The organism is Streptomyces sp. NPDC001902, assembly GCF_042891295.1.
Classification (GTDB): domain Bacteria; phylum Actinomycetota; class Actinomycetes; order Streptomycetales; family Streptomycetaceae; genus Actinacidiphila.
This window is the reverse complement of sequence record NZ_JBIATA010000025.1, coordinates 81,340-100,963: the sequence shown is the minus strand read 5'-3', so window position 1 is coordinate 100,963 and position 19,624 is coordinate 81,340. Positions and strand designations below refer to the sequence as shown.

17 protein-coding genes and 2 pseudogenes are annotated in these 19,624 nt (G+C 70.4%); 8 read left to right on the top strand and 11 right to left on the bottom strand.

Features of this window, described 5'->3' with window-relative positions; all coding sequences use genetic code 11:
• Nucleotides 1–13 precede the first annotated feature (13 nt).
• Together ACFYYN_RS32650 and ACFYYN_RS32645 are read left to right on the top strand one after the other, a co-directional pair.
• A complete protein-coding gene (locus tag ACFYYN_RS32650) occupies nt 14–2,326 on the top strand; it encodes an FdhF/YdeP family oxidoreductase (protein WP_500548602.1) in 2,313 nt (770 codons plus the stop codon).
• Between the two features lies 1 nt (nt 2,327).
• Nucleotides 2,328–2,717 carry a Rossmann-fold NAD(P)-binding domain-containing protein gene (locus ACFYYN_RS32645; protein ID WP_500548601.1) on the top strand — a complete coding sequence of 130 codons (390 nt, stop codon included), beginning with the start codon at nt 2,328–2,330 and terminating at the stop codon, nt 2,715–2,717.
• A 66-nt stretch (nt 2,718–2,783) separates the two neighbouring features.
• Here ACFYYN_RS32645 and ACFYYN_RS32640 read toward each other — a convergent pair whose 3' ends face one another.
• Nucleotides 2,784–6,161, bottom strand: a complete 3,378-nt coding sequence (locus tag ACFYYN_RS32640; RefSeq protein ID WP_500548600.1) for a S8 family peptidase — start codon at nt 6,159–6,161, stop codon at nt 2,784–2,786.
• Between the two features lie 451 nt (nt 6,162–6,612).
• Between ACFYYN_RS32640 and ACFYYN_RS32635 the strand changes: the two genes are divergently transcribed.
• Together ACFYYN_RS32635 and ACFYYN_RS32630 are read left to right on the top strand one after the other, a co-directional pair.
• Nucleotides 6,613–6,822, top strand: coding sequence for a hypothetical protein (locus ACFYYN_RS32635; protein WP_500329156.1), 210 nt, complete (start codon nt 6,613–6,615; stop codon nt 6,820–6,822).
• A gap of 198 nt (nt 6,823–7,020) precedes the next feature.
• Entirely contained in the window at nt 7,021–7,458 is a 438-nt protein-coding gene (locus ACFYYN_RS32630; protein ID WP_500548599.1) for a glutaredoxin domain-containing protein, read from the top strand.
• A 26-nt stretch (nt 7,459–7,484) separates the two neighbouring features.
• On the opposite strand, the pseudogene ACFYYN_RS32625 reads toward ACFYYN_RS32630, so the two are convergent.
• Nucleotides 7,485–7,700, bottom strand: a pseudogene (locus ACFYYN_RS32625) (CorA family divalent cation transporter); the annotation flags it as partial.
• A 343-nt stretch (nt 7,701–8,043) separates the two neighbouring features.
• Nucleotides 8,044–8,709: a nitroreductase gene (locus ACFYYN_RS32620; protein WP_500548598.1), complete on the bottom strand. Its 666-nt coding sequence runs from the start codon at nt 8,707–8,709 to the stop codon at nt 8,044–8,046.
• Nucleotides 8,710–8,898: 189 nt separating this feature from the next.
• Here ACFYYN_RS32620 and ACFYYN_RS32615 point away from each other — a divergent pair, with 189 nt between their 5' ends.
• Nucleotides 8,899–9,498 (top strand): TetR/AcrR family transcriptional regulator, encoded by a 600-nt coding sequence (locus ACFYYN_RS32615; RefSeq protein WP_500329152.1) that lies wholly within the window; start codon nt 8,899–8,901, stop codon nt 9,496–9,498.
• Between the two features lie 241 nt (nt 9,499–9,739).
• Here the strand turns inward: ACFYYN_RS32615 and ACFYYN_RS32610 are convergent, their stop codons facing one another.
• The 5 genes from ACFYYN_RS32610 to ACFYYN_RS32590 form a co-directional block, all read right to left on the bottom strand.
• Entirely contained in the window at nt 9,740–10,447 is a 708-nt protein-coding gene (locus ACFYYN_RS32610; RefSeq protein WP_500548597.1) for a sigma-70 family RNA polymerase sigma factor, read from the bottom strand.
• Between the two features lie 76 nt (nt 10,448–10,523).
• Nucleotides 10,524–11,750 carry an ABC transporter permease gene (locus ACFYYN_RS32605; RefSeq protein WP_500548596.1) on the bottom strand — a complete coding sequence of 409 codons (1,227 nt, stop codon included), beginning with the start codon at nt 11,748–11,750 and terminating at the stop codon, nt 10,524–10,526.
• Nucleotides 11,751–12,471: 721 nt separating this feature from the next.
• Entirely contained in the window at nt 12,472–12,666 is a 195-nt protein-coding gene (locus ACFYYN_RS32600; protein WP_500548595.1) for a hypothetical protein, read from the bottom strand.
• Between the two features lie 114 nt (nt 12,667–12,780).
• Nucleotides 12,781–13,524 carry an isochorismatase family protein gene (locus tag ACFYYN_RS32595; RefSeq protein ID WP_500548594.1) on the bottom strand — a complete coding sequence of 248 codons (744 nt, stop codon included), beginning with the start codon at nt 13,522–13,524 and terminating at the stop codon, nt 12,781–12,783.
• A gap of 123 nt (nt 13,525–13,647) precedes the next feature.
• Nucleotides 13,648–14,499, bottom strand: coding sequence for an alpha/beta fold hydrolase (locus ACFYYN_RS32590; protein WP_500548593.1), 852 nt, complete (start codon nt 14,497–14,499; stop codon nt 13,648–13,650).
• A 326-nt stretch (nt 14,500–14,825) separates the two neighbouring features.
• On the opposite strand from ACFYYN_RS32590, the gene ACFYYN_RS32585 reads away from it, so the two are divergent.
• The gene (locus ACFYYN_RS32585; protein ID WP_500548592.1) at nt 14,826–15,197 is read left to right on the top strand and encodes an iron chaperone; all 372 of its coding nucleotides are present in this window, start codon (nt 14,826–14,828) and stop codon (nt 15,195–15,197) included.
• 137 nt (nt 15,198–15,334) lie between these two features.
• Nucleotides 15,335–15,924 (top strand): annotated as a pseudogene (locus ACFYYN_RS32580) (hypothetical protein).
• Nucleotides 15,925–16,020: 96 nt separating this feature from the next.
• On the opposite strand, the gene ACFYYN_RS32575 reads toward ACFYYN_RS32580, so the two are convergent.
• Together ACFYYN_RS32575 and ACFYYN_RS32570 are read right to left on the bottom strand one after the other, a co-directional pair.
• Entirely contained in the window at nt 16,021–16,530 is a 510-nt protein-coding gene (locus ACFYYN_RS32575; RefSeq protein WP_500548591.1) for an SMI1/KNR4 family protein, read from the bottom strand.
• A gap of 72 nt (nt 16,531–16,602) precedes the next feature.
• Complete coding sequence (locus ACFYYN_RS32570; protein WP_500548590.1) at nt 16,603–17,634, bottom strand: saccharopine dehydrogenase family protein; 1,032 nt, start codon at nt 17,632–17,634, stop codon at nt 16,603–16,605.
• 112 nt (nt 17,635–17,746) lie between these two features.
• Here ACFYYN_RS32570 and ACFYYN_RS32565 point away from each other — a divergent pair, with 112 nt between their 5' ends.
• Nucleotides 17,747–18,709 (top strand): helix-turn-helix domain-containing protein, encoded by a 963-nt coding sequence (locus tag ACFYYN_RS32565; RefSeq protein ID WP_500548589.1) that lies wholly within the window; start codon nt 17,747–17,749, stop codon nt 18,707–18,709.
• A 57-nt stretch (nt 18,710–18,766) separates the two neighbouring features.
• Here the strand turns inward: ACFYYN_RS32565 and ACFYYN_RS32560 are convergent, their stop codons facing one another.
• On the bottom strand, nt 18,767–19,417 hold the full coding sequence (locus ACFYYN_RS32560; protein ID WP_500548588.1) for a cysteine hydrolase family protein: 651 nt from the start codon (nt 19,415–19,417) through the stop codon (nt 18,767–18,769).
• Nucleotides 19,418–19,624 lie beyond the last annotated feature (207 nt).

Below are 19,624 nucleotides of genomic sequence, written 5' to 3'. Positions count from 1 at the left end.
AGGGACGCACGTCATGAAGAAGGCCCCCCGAGAAGAACCGGAGGAAGCGCTCGGCGTGACCCCGCCCAAGGAATGGGCCGCGGGAGTGCCCGCCGTACGGCACGCGCTGGAGTACTCCCTCGAGGAGACCTCGGTCGCGCGCACCGGAGTGACGCTGCTGACCATGAACCAGGTGGACGGCATCGACTGCCCCGGCTGCGCCTGGGCGGATCCCGCGCCCGGCCACCGGCACCGCAACGAGTACTGCGAGAACGGTGCCAAGCACATCAACGACGAGGCCACGACGCGGCGCATCCCCGCCGAGTTCTTCCGGCGGCACTCGGTCTCCGAGCTGGGACGGGGGTCGGACCTGTGGCTGAACCAGCAGGGCCGGCTCACCGAACCGATGGTCAAGCGGCCCGACTCCGACCACTACGAACCGATCAGCTGGCGCGACGCCTTCGAGCTGATCGCCGCGGAGCTGAACTCGCTCGACTCACCCGACGAGGCGGTCTTCTACACCTCGGGCCGGGCCAGCAACGAGGCCGCCTTCGTCCTGCAGCTCTTCGCCAGGGCGTTCGGCACCAACAACCTGCCCGACTGCAGCAACATGTGCCACGAGTCCAGCGGCACCGCCCTGCACGAGACCCTAGGCACCGGCAAGGGAACCGTCAGCCTGGACGACCTCCACCACGCCGACCTGATCTTCCTGGTGGGCCAGAATCCGGGTACGAACCATCCGCGGCAGCTCTCCGCCCTGGAGGAGGCCAAGCGCAACGGCGCCCGCGTCATCGCGGTGAACACGCTCCCGGAAGCCGGGTTGCTGCGGTTCAAGAACCCGCAGAAGCCGCGCGGGATCATCGGACACGGCACCCAGATCGCCGACCGGTTCCTGCACATCCGCAGCGGCGGCGACCTCGCGCTGTTCCAGGGCCTCAACAGGCTGCTGCTGGAGGCCGAGGACGCCCGGCCGGGCACCGTGCTCGACCATGACTTCATCCGCTCCAGCACCAGCGGTTTCGAGGAGTTCGCGCAGCACGCCCACGGCATCGGCTGGGAACAGATCCTCCCCGCGACGGGACTGACCCGCGAGGAGATCGAGGACGTACGGGACGACGTCCTGCGCAGCGAGCGCGTCATCGTCTGCTGGGCCATGGGCGTGACGCAGCACCAGCACGCCGTCCCCACCATCCGGGAGATCGTCAACTTCCTGATGCTGCGCGGCAACCTCGGCAGGGCCGGGGCCGGCGCCTGCCCGGTGCGCGGACACAGTAACGTCCAGGGCGACCGCACGATGGGCATCTGGGAACAGATGCCGGACTCCTTCCTGGACGCGCTGCAGCGGGAGTTCGGCTTCGACCCGCCACGCGCCCACGGTCTGGACTCCGTGAACTCGATCAAGGCCATGCGGGAGGGCCGCATCAAGGTCTTCCTCGGCCTCGCGGGCAACTTCGTCCGGGCCGCGCCCGACAGCGCGGTCACCGAGGAGGCCATGCGGCGATGCCGCCTGACCGCCCACATCTCCACCAAGCTCAACAGGTCGCACGCGGTCTGCGGACGGACGGCACTCATCCTGCCGACCCTGGGCCGCACCGAACGGGACGTGCAGCCCTGCAGCGAGCAGTTCGTCACCGTCGAGAACTCGATGAGCGAGGTGCACACCTCCCGCGGACGTCTCGAACCGGCCTCCAAACTGCTGCTCAGCGAGATCGCCATCCTGTGCCGGCTCGCCCGGCACACCCTCGACGGCAGGACCGGCATCCCGTGGAAGCAGTTCGAGACCGACTACGGAACGATCCGCCACCGCATCGCGCACATCCTGCCGGGGCTGCACGACTTCAACCGGCGAGTCGTCCGGCCGGGCGGCATCAGGCTGCCGAACCCCGTCAACGAGGGCGTCTTCGCCACCGCCACCGGCAAGGCCATGTTCACCAGCAACGCCTGGGCCATGCCGCAGGCCCCGGACAGGCACCTGCTGCTGCAGACCCTGCGCTCCCACGACCAGTGGAACACCATCCCGTACACCAACAACGACCGTTACCGGGGCATCCACGGCAGCCGCCGCGTCGTGCTGGTCAACCCCGCGGACCTGACCGAACTCGGGCTTCGCGAAGGACAGTCGGTGGACCTGGTGAGCGTGTGGAACGATGACGTGGAGCGCCGTGCGGAGGGCTTCGAGGTGGTCCCCTACCCGACCGCGCTGGGCTGCGCCGCCGCGTACTACCCCGAGACCCAGGTCCTGGTGCCGCTGGAGAGCGTGGCCGAGACCAGCAACCAGCCGACCTCGAAGGGCATCGTCGTCCGGCTGGAGCCCTCGGGCACCCACCCGGACGCCCCGCCGCTGTGATGTGGCCGGAGCGCCGTGCGCGCAGTACGCCGTCGAAGGTCTGTCGGACGCCCTCGCCGACGAGCTCGCCCCGCTCGGCATCAAGGTCACCATGGTCCAGCCCGGTCCCACCGCCACGGCCTTCCTCGACAACCTCGACGTCGCGGCCGCCATCGACGACTACGACCAGACCGTCCGTGAGGTCCAGAAGGCCATCGGCGCACAGCCCGCGTCCGCGTACGCGTCACCGGCGCGCATCGCAGCGGGCATCCGAGCAGCCGCGGACAGCGACGCCCCGCCCCTGCGACTGGCCCTCGGCGTCTTCGGCGCGGACGCGATGCGCGCCGCCCTCACCGCACGCCTGGCCGACCTGGACAGCTGGGCCGGCACGACGCGCGCGGTCGACGCGTGACCCCGGACGTCGGGAGCGGACGGGCCCCGGGCCGACGGCCCGGGGCCCGCGTGTGGAGCGCAGTGCCTACGCGGTGGTGCGGTAGGCGCGGTAGATCGTCTGCTTCACGGTGTTGCCGTCGGCGTCGGTGAGCACGACGCGCAGGGAGACGGTGCCCGGGCGGGCGGGGTGGCGCAGTTCGAGCCGCTCACGGTCGGTCACCTTGGCCGGCTTCCAGCTCGTGCCGCCGTCGTAGGACACCGAGAACGCCAGCTTGCGGGCGGTGCGGGCGGTGGCCGCGCCCTCGATCGTGAACGGGACGGTGAAGGCCCTGCCCGCCCTGGCCGTGCTGGCCGCCTGGAGCTTGGGCGAGAAGCGCACCGCCGACAGCGGCAGCCACGTCATGGTGTCGCCCGAGACGTGGGCGGAGCGGAAGGTCCACTCGGCGGTCACCCGGGTGCTGACCGCGGAGAGCGACGCGGCGCGGGATACGTCCGTGGTGAGCCGGTAGGCCCGCGCCTCGGCGGGCAGGGTGTGCGTGTCGCCGTCCAGGGGCGTGTCCGAGGTGAACACCGGCGTGCCGTCCACGTACAGCGCGCTCGTGGCCCTGGTGTAGTCGGAGACGCCGACATGGCCCGCGCCGTCGGAGAACAGCGGCACGTAGGCGCTGAAGTCGTCGCCGAGACGGACCGCGCCCGACGCCTCCCCACCCGAGCTGTACAGGTGCGGGCCGAAGACGCCGATGTTGAAGCGCTGCGCGTACGTCCTGCCCGCGGCGTAGGCCCTGGCCCGGGTGACGGTCTGGCCGCCGTCCCACACGGGTTCGCCGTCCGCGCCCGGAGCGCCGTACTGGCCGGTGGCGTACCGCCACTTCACGCCCGGCAGGACGTAGTCGGTGACGGTGCGCGGCAGGGTGCCCTCCTCCGGGTGGAAGTCGAACCAGCTGCCGCCCGGCGTCAGGGGTGCGGCGACGAGGCTGCCGGTCTTGCCCGCGGCGGGTGCGCCGAGGGTGAGCACGAGCTTGGCGAAGTCCTGGCGGCGCAGCTTCGCGGTGAATCCGGAGAGGTCGCCGGTGCGGTTCGAGGCCGGTCGGTAGTTCACCGTGCCGTGGGTCCACGTCCCGTTGTACTGCGCGAACGCCTCGCCTGCGGGAAGCGGTGCCCCGAGCTGCCCGACGCGCAGGTTGCCGAAGCTGCCCATGTCGTAGGTGGAGGTGTAGCCGGACCCGTTGTCGTTGACACCGAAGTTGAGTGTGGCGTCGGTGTTCTCGGCCGCGCGGTCGGGCACGGTGATCCGGACGGGCCTGGCCTTGCGGGCGTCCATGACCAGGGTGGTGTCCCGGGTCAGCGAGAACTTCGGGTGCAGCAGCAGCGCCAGCTTCCCGTCGTCGGGGTCCGCCCCGGTGGAGACGCGGCCCTCGAGGGCGTAGCGGCCCTTGGGTAGCCGCACCGTGAACTCTCCGTCCGTGGGGTCGGAGTAGTCCCGCCAGATGTCGTTGCCCAGGCCGTACACGCCCGTCTCGGAATCGCCGGTGGGCTTGCCCCCCAGATCGAGGTGCCTGACCGTCAGGTTGTACGACTCCTGCTCGCGGTTCACGCCGATGGCGGTCCGCACGGCGGTCTCCCCGGCCGTCGCGGTCACGGAGCCGCCGAACGTGCCGTCGGCCGTGCCCGCGCGGCTGTCGGAGGTCACCGTGGCGGTCGCGGTGCCGGCCGCCGGGATCGTGAGCCGCTTCGGCGAGACGTCGAACATGCCCTCGGCGGCCGGCTTCCCGTCCTCGCCGAACGCCTCGGTCGCCAGGTCGACGGTGAGCGGGCTGTCACCGTCGTTGCGGTAGGTGACCTTCTCGGTGACAGGCTCGTCGTCCGCGTGCGGCCACCGGGCGGTGCCGAAGTCCAGCGAGGTGGGGCTGCTGGTCACGTGCTGACGTATCGCCCGCGCGATGTCGGTGCGGCCGGTGCCCTGCGCGAACGCGGCCAGGTCGGGGGCCGGTGCGGCGGAACCGGTGAGGACGGCCTTGATCCGCCCGCCGGTCCAGTCCGGGTGCTGCTGGGCCAGGATCGCGGCGGCGCCCGCCACATGCGGGGTGGCCATCGACGTACCGCTCATCGACACGTAGCCGTCGGCTGCCGGGTCGCCCTCCACGCCCTCCGCGGCCTTCGCGGCGACGATGTCCACGCCGGGGGCGGTGAGGTCGGGCTTGAGGGAGCCGTCGGCGGTCGGGCCCCGGCTGGAGAATTCCGCGATGGCGTCCGCCCGGTCCACCGCGCCCACGGTGAGCGCGGCGGCGGCGCTGCCCGGGGAACCGATCGTGCCCGCGGCGGGGCCGGCGTTGCCCGCGGCGATGACGAAGAGGGTGCCGGAGTCCGCCGACAGCTCGTTCACCGCCTGCTCGACCGGGTCGGTCTCCGGGGTGTCGTCGCTGCCGAGGCTGAGGTTGACCACCTTCGCGCCCTGGGCGACGGCCCACTGCATGCCGGCGATGATGCCGGAGGCGCTGCCCGATCCGTCGTCGCCGAGGACCTTGCCGCTGATGATGCGGGCGCCGGGCGCGACGCCCTTGTACTTCCCGTCCGACCGGGCCCCGGAGCCCGCGACGGTCGAGGCCACATGCGTGCCGTGGCCCACGCGGTCGACGGTGTCCGGGGACTCGGAGAAGTTCACCTGCGCGTCGACGCGGTCCCTCAGGTCCGGGTGCGTTGCGTCCACACCGGTGTCCAGCACGGCGACGGTGACGCCGGCGCCGTCGTAACCGGCCGCCCAGGCAGCGGGGGCGCCGATCTGCGCCGTGCTGCGGTCCAGGCTCGCCGTGACCTTGCCGTCAAGCCAGATCTTCTCGACCCTGGCCGAGGTGGCGGTGGCCGACGAACGGGCGCTCGCGCCACTGCCGGTGAGGGTCCGCCAGAGCGCCGCGGCCTCGGACTTGCGTGCCCGCAGGGCGTCGCCGTTGATACTGGGCAGGTCGCGGGTGACGCGGGCGCCGGAGTCCGACAGCGTACGCGCCGCGACGGGACCGCCCTTGGCGTAGGTGACGATGAGCGGCAGGTCGGGCCGTGAGGAGTCGTCGTACCCGAAACCCACCAGCCGCGTCACGTCGAACAGTTGCCGGTCGGCCGTGCCGTCCGCGATCAGCCGTTCGGCGTCGCGCGGTACGGCGTAGGTGTCACCGCCGGCCGCGCGGGATATGCGGAACGCCATGCCCTCCCGGCCCTCGGCGGCCGTGACGCCGACGACCTTGCCGGTGGCGTCCAGCGTCACCTTGTCGCCGGTGACGAGGGTGACCGTCCGCCGTGTGGCGTCGGAACCCGTGCCGAACGCGGCCCCGGGACGCGATCCGGTACGGGACGCGCCATCGGGCGGCGCGGCCTGGACCACTCCGACCGTTCCGCCCAGCAGGGCCGCGGCGATGGTGATGGCGGTGAAGGGGGCGAACGCCGCAACCGGTGCTCGTCTCTTGTGTGTCAAGGCATGCCTTTCTTACCGGGCACGGCGAAGCGGCCGGTGTCATGTGAAAAGGGCGAAGACCGCGGGAGTCAGCCTGCCCATGCGGCCGGGCTCTGCCGGGGGTGATCTGCTCTCATCGGTTCCTCCCCATACGGGCCGGGCACTGGTCGCGGTCCCCTGTTACCTGTCGGCCCCGTCCGCCGGGTTCCCGATCTCCCCGGACCGGTTTCCACACTCCCTCGGTCCCCCGTGCACACGATCTGCCGCGCACCCTGCCGCAGGCCGCCGACCCTTCCGCCGTGCCTGGCCTTCGGCAGGGACCCCCGGAGGCCCGGGCGCCGCTCCCCACCGTCAGGGCGGCGTCAGGGTTTGCCGCTGAGCGCGATGGCGGCCTGACCTGCGGGCATAGCCTCATTGCCGGACGCGGGCCCGTGCCCGAGTCGCGTATCTCCCTCGCTCCAGGAGGAACACCGTGTGCCTGTACGTGTACGGGGAAGACCCCGAACCCGCCGAAACCGACCCGGCTGGGCTTTTCTACGTCCCCGCCCAGTCGGGTTCCGCCGGCTGCGCGCCCCGCTACTTCACCGCCGACCGGGAGAACGCCGATGGGGCGGTGCCCGGCATCGACGGGGCGGCCGCCGTCGGCGACCTGGCGTCGCCGCCGTCCCGCAGTCGTACATGATGCTGTCCCCCGAGGTGCCACGGCCGACACCACTGCGGCAACGGCCTCTGAACCAACGGCCGGCACATGAACTGGAGCGCCTGGAAGGCCGGCAGCGCGGGCTGACACTACGGCCGTGAGCTGCCGTGGGTACGGCGAAGACCCAGGCGCGGCAGCCCGGTCGGGCGCGCTTTCGGCTCACGGATAGGCTGCGTCAACATGACGCGTGCGTGGCTCTTGCCAATGCTGCTCCTGGTCTGCGGCTCGGTTGTCGCCACGGGGCTGGTTCGCGGGGGTAGCCCCGGTGAGGCCGGGGCATTCTTCGTGGGGTTCGTACTGCTCGCGGGCGTGAACTCGCCGCTGGTCTTCCCCAGGGGGATCGGTGCGTCGGAGGCGCAACGCCGGAGCGCGGTCGACGGCCGCCCGGTGGTCTTCTGGCGGCCCGGCTGCAAGTACTGCCTGCGCTTGCGCGTTCGCCTGGGGCGGAGGGCCCGTGAGCTGCACTGGGTCGACATCTGGCGCGACCCGGCTGGTGCCGCGGCGGTCAGGGCGGCCAACGACGGCAACGAGACCGTGCCGACCGTCGTCGTGGCCGGCCGGCCGCATACGAACCCTGACCCTGATTGGGTGCGCGAACAGCTCGCCCCGCCCGCTTGATCAGCAGCGACGGCTGCGCGGCACGGTCAGAGCCATCTGTTGCGGCGCAGGGCCCGGTAGATGAAGGTGCAGATGAGGGCGATGACGGCGAGAACCGCCGGATAGCCGTAGGGGGATCTCAGCTCGGGCATGTAGTCGAAGTTCATGCCGTAGATGCCGACGACCAAGGTGGGGAGGGCGACGAGGGCCGCCCAGGCGCTGATGCGCCGCATGTCGGCGTTCTGCTGGACGTTGATCTGGGCGTGCTGTCCCCGACTCCTTGTACGAGTTCCCGCACGGCGGCGAGCCGTCGTGCGGTTCGTCCGAAGGGCCGGCCGGTTCGTGGCCGCCCGGGCGTCGCGGCACGGCCGGACCTCGTGAAGCCCACGAGCGGGATGGCGCCGACCCTCGATCGCGTGCCTTCCCCGTCCTTCCGCGTGCCCGCGGACGCGAGGTGCAGGCCGGCCTGAAGGCCCCACGGACTCCCTGCCCCCGGGCCGGCCTGCACACGTAGAGACCGGGTAGCGCGTCGTCTTGTGACACGGACCGCCCGCGGCCGGCGGTTCGACATGACCGGCGGAAGGCCGCGTGGGGGTGCGCCGCGGTCTAATCGCCGACGAACTCCACCGTCTCGGTGAGTGACGCCCGTGCCGGGCGGGGGTGACGTGCGGTGACGTCCTCGAACCCTATGGACATGCCGCAGAAGAGGATGAGCTCCCCCGGGGGAGCGAGGACCTCTGCGACGGTCTTGTGGTACTTCGCCCATGCCATCTGCGCGCAGCTGTGCAGTCCTTCGGTGCGGAGCAGCAGCATGACGGATTGCAGGTACATGCCGACGTCGGACCACTGGGGCTTGCCCATGTCGCGGTCGACGTAGCAGAACAGGGCGGCGGGTGCGCCGAAGCAGTCCCAATTGGCGGCGGCGGCCCTCTGGCGCGCCTCCAGGTCCTGGCGCTGGATCCCGAGGGCGCTGTAGCGCTGCTCCCCGAAGGCGGCCCGGCGTTCGCGATACGGGGACTGCAGTGCCGGCGGGTACTGCTCGTACTCCGGATCGTCCCAAGCGTCGCCCGCGATCACCCGTTCGCCGGCGCGCTTCTTGAGCTCGGCCAGCGGCCCGCCGGTCACCACGTAGACGTGCCACGGCTGCAGGTTCGACGCGGAGGGGGACCAGGCGGCGGCAGCCAGCACGCGCTCCAGCACCTCGCCTGGGACCTGCCGGTCGGCAAAAGCGCGGACTGCCCGTCGGCTCGTGACCGCCTCGTAGACATCCATGACCAACCACCTCCAAGAGCTTTAACCGCATGATTGACAGTTAAAGCAGGCGAAATGTGACACATGGGTGGCGTCCTCGTCGTGCGCGGAGCCCGGTACCGCGGCGGCTGCCCTCCGCGGTACCGGCCCGGGTCAAGCCCGGTGTGATAGGTTAATACGAAGGTTCGTTTTTGTTCGGAGGATGGTTCCATGCCCAAGGTCACGCCGGAGTACATGGAAGCCCGCCGTCAGCAGATCCTGGACGCGGCGCGCCGCTGCTTCCTGCGCGATGGGTTCCATTCGACGTCCATGCAAGACCTGTTCGCCGAGTCGGGCCTGTCGGCCGGCGCCGTGTACCGGCACTTCGCCAGCAAGAACGAGATGATCACGGCGATCGTCGAGGAGAGCGTGCGCGACGTCCTCGCCATGGTCCAGAGCGTCGCGAGGAATCGGCCCGGCGGTTCCTTCGGGGACCTCATGGCCGACGTCCTGGAAGTCGTGAAGGTCAAGACCGCCGAGCAGAGCATCGCCGGGCTCTCCGTGCTGGCCTGGTCCGAGGCGCTGCGGAACCCTTCGCTGGCCAGGCAACTCGACGATCTGATGGCCCAGATGCGCACGGCGCTGGCCGACGTCATCCGTGAGCACCAGCAGAGCGGCACCCTTCCGCGCGAGGTCGCGCCCGAGGCGATGGCCGCCGCGTTCATGTGCATGCTTCCCGGCTACATCCTCCAGTTGGCGATGGACGACTCCGCGCTGGACGGAGTGCCGGGCGCCCTGCGAGCGCTCTGGCCGGCTCCGGCGACGTCCTGACGCACGGGCCCGCCGCAGGCCTCGCGGCCGCTCCGCGTCCGGACCACGATCCGGACGCGCCACCGCACATCCCCCTCGCCCATGGCCCCGTGTCATCTGCTGCCCGGCATCGGTGGCCCGACGGGGCCACGCCCCCCGTCCGCATCCGGCTGTGCCGGCACGCCCCGGCGGCGAGTGGGCAGTCCCCTGGCTCCGACGACCGGCCGGTCATCGGAGCCAGGGGACTGCCCACCCCCTACGGTCACGCGGATGCGTGACGCCTCGTCAAAAGACCTATTCGCAGGCGAGGTTGCCCCTCGGCCCGCACCACCCCTCCGCCTGGGCAGGCGACGTCCTCCGCGAACAGCCTTTCGAGTGGGGCGACGTTCCCCGCCCGGGCCGCCACCAGGAAGGTGACGAGGAACCGTTGGTGGTCGGCGGCCGAGACGCTGGCCCGTTTCTGCGCGGCCAGTCGCTTGCGGGCGCGGCTCACCAGTTGGCGCACGTTGACCTGGGACTGCCCGATGACCTCTGCGATCTGCCCGTAGGGGTACTCGAACGCCTCGCGGAGCACGTACGCCGCCCGTTCCGCGGGCGTGAGCCTCTCCATGAGCATCAGCACCGCGACCTTCAGCGCTTCCGCCTTCTCGGTGTCCAGTGCGGGATCGCTCATGGGGTCGATCGACTCCGGCGGCCGGTGGCCGACGTAGTTCTCCCGGCGGACCCTCGCGGATTGCAGCACGTTGATCGTCAGCCTGGTCACCATCGTGGTGAGGAAGGCATCGGGGTTCTGCACCTTGGAGCGGTCGTAGGTCTGCCAGCGGATCCAGGCTTCCTGGAGGACGTCTTCGGCGTCGCCGATGTTGCCGAGCATCCGGTAGGCGATCCCGAACGTGATGTTGCGGACGTCGTGGAACGCCGTTTGTGCGTCCATCAGGTCCTCGGCGCGCTCCGCGGACTTCGACGACATGGTTCTTTTCCTTGCGTTCGGTGCGTTGGCCGGCTGTCGCCGTCTCCCGCGCGGAGGCGAGGACGAGCCGCCTTCCTCATCCGTGGGCGGCGTGCCGGGCGTGCGAGTGCGTGCGGAACACCGGTGCGGGCGTCACGGTCGTCGTGGTTCCGGCCGTGTCCGGGGCGGCCGCACTCGTGTCGTCGGCGCCGAGACGGTCGTCCCCCGAGGTGCCGTTCGCAACCGCGGAGCGTCGTCGGCCCCCGAGGAGGGCTGCGGCCAGGCCCAGGGCGCTCCACAGGGCGAGGACGACGATGTGTCCCGCGGATGCGTTCCCGTCGAAGTACGCCGTGCTGCGCAGAAGGCCCGCGCTGGCACCCGGCGGGAGCCACTGGCCGATTTCGTCCACGGCCTTGGGCAGCAGTTCCGGTGCGGACGTGCTGCCGGAGAAGGGGTTCCCCACGAAGACCATGAGTGCGACGCTGAGTCCGAGCCCGGGGGGACCGATGAGGGTGACCAGGCCGAAGCTGGTCGCGCTGATGGCGAGCAGGGTGAAGGACAGGGCCGCCCAGGTGGCCACGTGCTGGTGCGGCAGGGCACCGAGAAGGCCTTGGGCGATGAGGTAGGCGGCGAATCCCGTCACGGCGCACGCGGCGACCAGGTCGACCAGCCTGCGGCGTACCGAGACGCGACCGGGTGTCAGCGCGATGAGCGCTGCGATGATGATGCTGCACACGGTGAGCGGGAGAAGGGCCGAAACGAAGACGACGCCGCGCGGGTCGCTCGCGGAGATCGGGACGATGTCGACCGTCTTCACCTTCACCTTGGTGATCTTCTTCGCGGCAGCCTTCTTCGCGGCGGCCTTCTTCGAGACGGTGGACCGGACGGACGCGTCGCTCGGCGGCGTCGGGTCCTTCGCCGCCGCCTTCGCCGCCTTCGCCGCCTGGTCCGCCAGGTGCTGGCCGGACGTGGTCAACAGCTGGGCGACGGGCATGCTCGCGGCGGTGGCCTCCAGCACGGTGACGTGGCCCGGAGTGATGACGAAGGCACCGTAGATCTCCCGGTGCTTGATCGCTGAGCGCGCCGATGCCTGGTCCGTGTAGAGGTGGAAGTCGAATCCGTCCGGCTTGCCGTGCGTCAGTCCCTCGACCGCCTTCTGGCTGGCCGCGCTGGTGCCGACGACCCCTACGGGTAGATCGCGGGGCGCGATCCGCGACGCGGGCCACGCGAACGCCATCACGGCCAGAGAGATCACCAAGGGCAACGCCACGGTCGCGATGACGGTCCGGTGCCATGACTGCAGCCCCGTCGATGGCTTTTTCACGCCATGCCTCCACAAAGACGAATGATCATTTTATTTACTGCTCCAGTGTGGGGTTGCCGCGGGAAAACGTCAAGCCGAACATTCGTTTTCTTTTTGTCAAGAAGGTGCCGCACCGGGCGGGACCTGCTCGGCTACGTCTTCCGGACCGTCGTGGTGTCTCCGGCGGGCACCCCGCCGTCGTGAAGGGTGAGGACCAGGTCCCCGTCCGCGCCCAGCAACACCGCGATGGCGCCCACGATCAGCGCGGCACGTCGCCGCAGGCGGGGTAGCGCGGTGAGCGTGCCGCACAGGTGGTGGGCGTGGCCCGGCCGGTCGCCCGGCCCGGTCGCCGGGTCGTCGGCCTCGGTCCCGTCCTCGTCGCTCCCTGTGCGGCACGCTCACCGTCGGGCGTGATGCCCGCCTGTGTGAGCGCCCGCAAGGCACCGACCTGCGAAGCACAGAGGCTGCCACCGCCCTGGAGCACGAAGGCCACGGTGCCGGGCGGGGTGGGTCCGGTTGGCAAAGGTGAGGCGGGAGCCCCGCCATCCCGCGCAACCCGGCATGCGGTCAGTGCCGATTCCAAGGTGTGCACGGTTTCCACGGCACCTCCACCCTTTCCGAGAACAACCATTCCGTTTTGCGGTGCCCATCCTGTGGCACAAGCGGTCTCCCGTCAGGCCGAACATTCGTTTTTTTACTGGGGTGAGGGATGTGCGCACACCTGCAAGGCGATCCGGCGTGCTTACGTCGTGCCGCTCGTGGGCCGGGCGACGCGCATGGGCAGATCGACGAACGGCGCGCGCTCGCCCGGGCTCAGTTCGGTGACCATGCGCCCGGCCGGTTGCTCGACGGCCGCATGCACCGCGTCGGCAGCCCCGGCTCCTTGCGGCGTGACCTCCACGGCCCGCCGACGGTCACCAGGGATGGGCCTGCGCACGGCCCGTCCTCTGCGCACCCGGCTCGTCCACGATGTGCGCGCGCCGGTGCGTCCGGCGCAGCAGTAAGGAGACGGCCAAGGGCGGCCGCTCCGACCCGTGGCCGGCGGACCCGGTCAGTCGCCACGCTCCGCGGTGCCGACCGCCGGAGTGCGGCCGGTCGGCTCGGACCGGCCCGTCACGAACCACTCCGGAGGCGTCATCCGGCCGGTCCCGTAGGCCATGTCGGTGTCCAGGAGGTATCCCCAGCTGGGCAGGTGGTCGTGGACCGCACCCACGGCGAGCGGCCAGCCCTTCGCCTCGTCGCGGCGCCAGTCGGCGATGAGTTCGGCGACCACGCCGAACCACGACTTGATGTGCACTCCGGCCCGCGAGAGGTTCGCCACGACCGCGTCGCGGACGATCTCGCCGGGAGCCTCGGCGCCGGAGGCGTCGATGACGGCATGCACCTCGTAGCCGTCCAGGACCATGTCCAAAGCGGGGAACGACAGGCAGGTGGCGTCGGTGACCCCCGCGATGATGACCTTCTTCCGGCCGGTGGCCTCCAGTGCTTCGCGGAAGGCGGGCCACCGGTAGGCATTGATCACGCCGGGTCGGCGGATGACCTCCTCGTCGGGGAAGAGCGAGGCCAGCTCGGGCAGCAAGGCCCCGTTCGGACCCCAGTCGCGGCTGGTGGTGAGGATGACGGGCAGGCCCAGGGTCTTCGCTGCCCGGGCGAGCCCGACGACGTTGTTCTTCGCCGTCTCCGGGGGCATGTCGTCGATGAGCTGCATCAGGCCGATCTGGTGGTCGATCAGCAGGACGATCGCGTTGTCCGGGGTGAGACTGTCGTAGGGGCCGGCGTTGGGGGTGTACGGCACGGGAGTTCTTCCTCTTCGTCGATGACGGGTGGGGCCAGGATGGACGTGCGGTTGGCGATGGCGATGGCTCGTGCGGCGACGAGAGGGGAGTCACGTCAGCGCCCCGCCCGTGGAGCCGCTCGCTCAGCGGACCGAGCGCGCCGCCCGCTCGATGATGTCGGCGACGTCACCCGGGTGGGACACGCTCGGGGCGTGGGACGAGTGGATCACGACCATGTGGGACTCGGCGCGCCTGGCCATGAACATCTGGGCCTCACGCGGGATGTTGAGGTCCTCGCCGGCCACCAGCGTCCAGGAGGGGATCGTCTTCCACGCGGGTTCGCCCGAAGGCTCCTCGAGCGCGGCGACGGTCACGGGGCGCTGGGTGGACGCCATGAGGTTCGTGGTGTACGGGTGGACGTCCGCGGCGAATTGATGGTGGAACTTGTCCTGGTCGATGTAGAGGTCGACACCCGGGGAGCCGTCGGGCAGGGTGCACGGGACGGGACGCAGCGCGTCGGCGAGCGAGCTGCCCGGGAACCTCCTCGCCAGGTCGTCGGTGCTCTCGTCCTCGTCCGGGATGAAGGCGGCGATGTACACCAGCGCCTTGACCTGGTCGGAGCCGCGGGCGGCATTGGTGATGACGGCACCGCCGTAGGAATGGCCGACGAGGACCACGGGACCGGCGATGCTCGCCAAGAGGCTCCTGATGTGGGCGGCGTCACCGGCCAGTCCGCGCAGCGGATTGGCCGCGGCCACCACCGGGTAGCCGTGCCGCTTGAGCTGTTTGATCACGTCGTTCCAGCTCGAGGAGTCGGCGAACGCGCCGTGGACGAGGACGACCGTCGGCTTGCCGTCCTGCAGCGAACCACCCTCCTTTTCCTTCACGGCTTCCGCGGGATCCACGGCCACCGAGAGGAGACCGCCGGTAGCGGACACCGCGGCCATGGGGGAGAGGGGGGTCCTGACGTTCCGGTACTGAGAGGGACGGTTCACAGAAGGCCTTTCATGGCGACGAGCGGATGATCACGGTGTCCTCGCGCGAGGACCCTTCGACGCCCGGGGGCAGGTGTGGGCGGTTTGGGCTCATGCGTTCCTCCGAGCGGGGACTGTCCACAAAGACGACAAGACCGCTTTCCCGCCTGTGACAGCGATTTTGCGCGAGGGCCGCTCAGCAGCCGCGCCGCGGCCGGTAGCCTCGAAAGCCTTCCGGCGACGGGATCCGGACCCTGCCGGAGAGAGAAGGAGCGGTGCGGCGCCCCTCGTCCGTCCACCCGCAATGGCGGGGACCAGCCGGGCGCGCCGCCTGCCAGACTGATGTCATGAGCAGGCCCCAGACGATCGACGAGTACATCGAGGGCTTCGGCGGCCAGGCCCGTGAGCTGCTGGAGCAGCTGCATGTGCTGGCGCGTGAGACCGTGCCGGAGGCGAACGAGGCGATCAAATGGGGCCACCCCGCGTGGGTGCACCCGTCGGGAACGATCCTGTTCGTGATCAGCGGCCACGCGAAGCACGCGAACTTCGCGTTCACCCCCAGTACCCGCGAAGCCTTCGACGCCGAACTCACGGATTTCGGAACCGGCAAGGGCACTGTCAGGCTCCCGTACGGGAGCCCGGTGCCGACCGACCTCCTCCGCCGCATGATCGCTCACCGCGTCCGCGAGCACGAGGACGACGGCGTGCTGTGGATGTGACCGCAACGTCGGCTTCGGTGAGCCGGCCCGGCAGTTGCGTCGGCTCCGCCATCACGTCCAGGAGGCCGCCACCGGCCGGGACCACTTGAGGCGGAGGTGCGTAGCCCGGGCTACGACCGGGCGGCCAGAATCTAGGCATGGACGTCCCCGAGCTGCTGGAAGCCGCTTCACTGCTGGTACCTAAAGCGCCACCGAAAACGACATCACGGTGGATGACGTCTGGGACTACCTCATCCACGATGAGTGGGAAATGGCCCTTCACCTACTGGAACAGCTTGGCGACGTGGGCCCCCTTCCGCTCAGCTTCTGGGAGACCTTGGCGAGTGCTGCCGAACAGATGCACCTGGAGAGGAGCACTGCCTGGTGCCATTGGCGCTGCTATGAAACGAGCAACGGGATCATCCGCGCTGACCTCACCCTCCGACCGGCCAGTGAGGCACGCCGGCAGACGTCCTTCTCCGGAGCCGGGGTCCTGAAACCGATGTGGGACGTCGGCAATCGAAGCCCCTCCGGCCAACCAGCCCTCAATATCGCGGCCATATGGGTGGAATTCGCCCCCTTGCTGGCGCCTGGGGGGCGCGCCACGATCCGGCTCGCCCCTCTCGACCCGTCGCAGTGGCAACGCGTTCAGCCCGGGCAAGTGCTCACCATGCACGAGGACCGAACAGTGGCCGGGACAGCGGTCGTACTGGAGGTTCAGCGCCCCACGGCAGGCCACGCCCCCTAGGGCGCGTATCCAGGCATGGACGTCCCAACTGCTGGAGGCCGCTTCAACGGCCGGCTCGTCCGACGCGGTGGCGCTCACGGCCAACGCGGCAGCGCATCAGTCCTCCTCGCCGAACTTGGCGGCGTCAGGAAAGACGTGGGTGCTGATGCGTCCCGACAGCCAGCCGACCAGGAACTCGACCGCACCCACGGGGTGGGCGTCGTAATACCAGCCTCGCGGATTCCAGCAGACGACCGTCCACTCGTCCGGCTTCCCGTCGGTGAGCCAGCACACGCGGTCCCCGTTGTCGGTTCCTGCCCACGGCAGGAGTCCGCCCGGCTCGGGGTAGAAGGGGTAGGGGCAGTCTTCGGGGTGGCTGTCCCGGAAGTTGCGTTCCTGGTCCAGCAGCCGCTTCGCCGGGCCGACGAGCAGGTCCCGCCCGCCGAAGGGCGTCAGCGGCGTCAAGAACTCGGCGAAGTGGTAGGCCCCGTAGGCTTCGACCAACTGCTTGAAGTCCGAGGGGAGTTCCCTGCCGAGTGCTGCCTCCACCTCATTCCAGTCTCCGTTCGCCCACAGCGGTTGCGACGGCGGAGGGACGAGGCGGGTGAGGTCGTCGAACGCGGTCATGGGGTCGAGCTTAGGGGTGCACGTCACGCCCCCGAACGGGGGCGCAGCGCAGGGAGCCACCGGTTCAGACTGCTACGCGTCCAGGTCCACGGACATGTACCGGGACAGCGCGCGGAGGAAGTCGGGTGCGTCGAAGATCGCTCCGGCGGAGACGACACCGACCGTCGTGGTCCGTCCCGAGAGGATGCGGTCGACCGCTTCCACGACCAGCGGCGCGGTGACGGCGTAGATGTCCTGGCCCTTGGCCGTGGCGCGCCGTTCGCCGTCCTTGGAGCGTACGACGACGTCGACGAGGAAGGTCTGCGCGGACCGCCCGCGCTCGTCGACGGGGGCCGGCGACGGTGTGTCCGGGGATGCCAGGTCCGTGGCCGCCTCGGTCGTCATGTAGGTGCGCACTTCGGGGATGGACAGGTGGCTGGGAACGGTGACGACGTCAGCCATGGTGAACTCCCCGATGACGGTACGGGGGCCCATCGGCTCGGGGAAGGGCCACATCAGGGTCGGCGGGGCGTCGTCGCGGTACTCCAGCTGCCCGTTCGTGAAGCGGACGCGTCGCCCGCCCCGCCGCTGCCGGGAGACCGCGCCCGCGGCACGCGTGCCGGCGGTGGGGTGCCAGCTGTCCAGTCCGTAGGCGACGTGTGCCTCGTCCGCCGTCGTCCAGTCGCCCATGGCGGCGGTCGTCAGCAGGTCGCCGAGGCCGCCGTAGAAGGCCATGGCGGGGACGATCACAGTCCCCGCCGCGCGGGCGCGGTCGTTGAAGTGCGCGAACGTATCAGCGTTGGCCTCGATCTCGGCGGCCACGTCCACGTACGGGATTCCGGCCCGCAGTGCCGCCTCGATCACGGGGGCGGCGGTCGTCGCGAAGGGCCCGGCGCAGTTGACCACGGCAGCCGTACCGGCAAGTGCGCGGTCGAGGGAGGCCGGGTCGTCGACCGACGCCTGGTGGGCCTCCAGCCCGGGTCCGGATGTCGCGAGCTCCTTCAACTTGTCGGCGTCGCGCCCGGAAAGCACCGGGACGAACCCGCGATCCCGCAGATGCGCCACCACGAAGCGCCCGGTGTGTCCGTACGCGCCGAACACCGCCACCTCGAGCCCTGAACTCATGGGTTCCTCCCCCGTATTGGATGATCCGTTGCGATCGGCCGAGGAACATCCTGTCCGGGGCGGGCACCGGAACGGGAGTGTCCGGAACGCCATGCCCCGTACAATTCCGGACATGGGCACTGTGGCGCTGGCCGTTACCGACGGGATGCTGCACTTCGAACTCTCCCTCGCGTACGAGGTCTTCGGCTCCGCCCCGGACTGCCTGGCAGGTCCTTGGTACGACCTGGTCGTCTGCGGGCCGGGCGCCGTGCGGGCCGGCCGGTTCGCGCTGGAGCCGGATCACGGCCTCGACCGGCTCCCGGGCGCCGACACCGTGATCGTCCCGGGTTGGGCCGACGTCGACGAGGACCCGCCCGCCGACCTGGTCGACGCGGTGCGCGCGGCCCACGAGGCCGGCGCGCGTGTGGCCTCCCTGTGCACCGGCGCGTTCGTACTGGCGGCCGCGGGCCTGCTCGACGGGAGACGCGCGACCACGCACTGGGCGCACACCGAGGTCATGGCCGCCCGCTACCCGAAAGTGACGGTGGACCCGGACGTCCTCTACGTGGACAACGGCAGCGTGCTCACCTCCGCGGGCAAGGCCGCCGCCATGGACCTGTGCCTGCACATCGTCCGCCTGGACCACGGTTCGTCGGTCACCAACGCCGTCGCCCGCCGCCTGGTCGTGCCACCGCACCGGGACGGCGGACAGGCCCAGTTCGTCACGGCCCCGGCGCCCGCCCCCGACAACCACCCGCTCGCCGAACTGTTCCCCTGGGTGATCGAACGGCTCGACCAGCCCCTGACCGTGGAGGACCTGGCCCGCCGGGCACGGATGAGCTCACGGAACCTGGGACGCCATTTCCGGTCGGTGACCGGCACCACGCCACTGAAGTGGCTGCTCACCCAGCGGATCCGCCACGCCCAGGTGCTGCTGGAGACCACCGACGACAGCGTCGACTCCATCGCGGCGGCCACCGGCATGGGGACCGCCACGACGCTGCGCCGGCACTTCCACCGCACGGTCGGCGTACCTCCCGACACCTACCGCCGCACCTTCCGTCTGCGCAGCCGTCCTGCTCCGAACGGCAGTTGACCGCCGTTGTGCGCAGGCGGGCGCGTGGCGGTCGCCCGGTCTGTCTCCCCAGCGAGGTCACATGGCCATCGCCTGGGGCTGCTTGCCCACGATCGTCAGGAATTCGTCGGTCGTGAGGATGGCGTGCGCGTACGCGGGACCGTTGATGTCGAACGTCGCCTTCATCTCGTCCCAGTTGAAGGCTCCTATGGCGTCGCGGATGAGCGTGACGTGGTAGCCGAGTTCCTGGCCGAAGCGCGCGGTGGTGTCGACGCAGGTGTTGGCCTTCATGCCGATGAAGATGACCTTCTGGATGCGGTGTTGCTTGAGCAGCATGTCCAAGTCGGTGTTGGCGAAGCCGCTCGAGGCCCAGTGCTGGCGCATGACCAGCTCGTCCTCGCGCGGCACGAAGTCGGGGTGCCACTCCGCTCCCCAGCTGCCGGCGGCGAAGGTCTGCCCCTGCACGACGCGCTGCTGGGTGGGGGAGAGGTGGTCCCACGTGCGGTAGTCGTCGGGCGTCGTCTGGTGGTGAGGCACGATGAAGACGTGGAAGCCCAGGTCACGTGCCGCACCGAGCATGGCGCGCATGTTGTCGAGCAGGCCGATGCCTTCCGCCACCTCTTTGGCGGCCGGCCACAGCTTCCCGCCCTCGGACAGGAAGTCGTTGTACGGGTCGATGATCAGCAGGGCTGTCTCGTCCGGCGCGTAGGTGTTCGCTTGGACGTCCATCGTTTCCTCGCTCCTGTCTCGTCGCAGATGCCGGCACCTGCGCACCAATGTGACCGATGAGGTTGAAGTGCACTCCCTTGCCTGGGGACGGGGCTCTTCGCTTGGTGCGTCGCGATGGAGTGGGCACAGCGCGAGCGTGGTGGCACGGCGCACCCGGCTTGCGACCCGAATACGCGACGTGGGAAACGCCGTGATGCCCGAGATCAC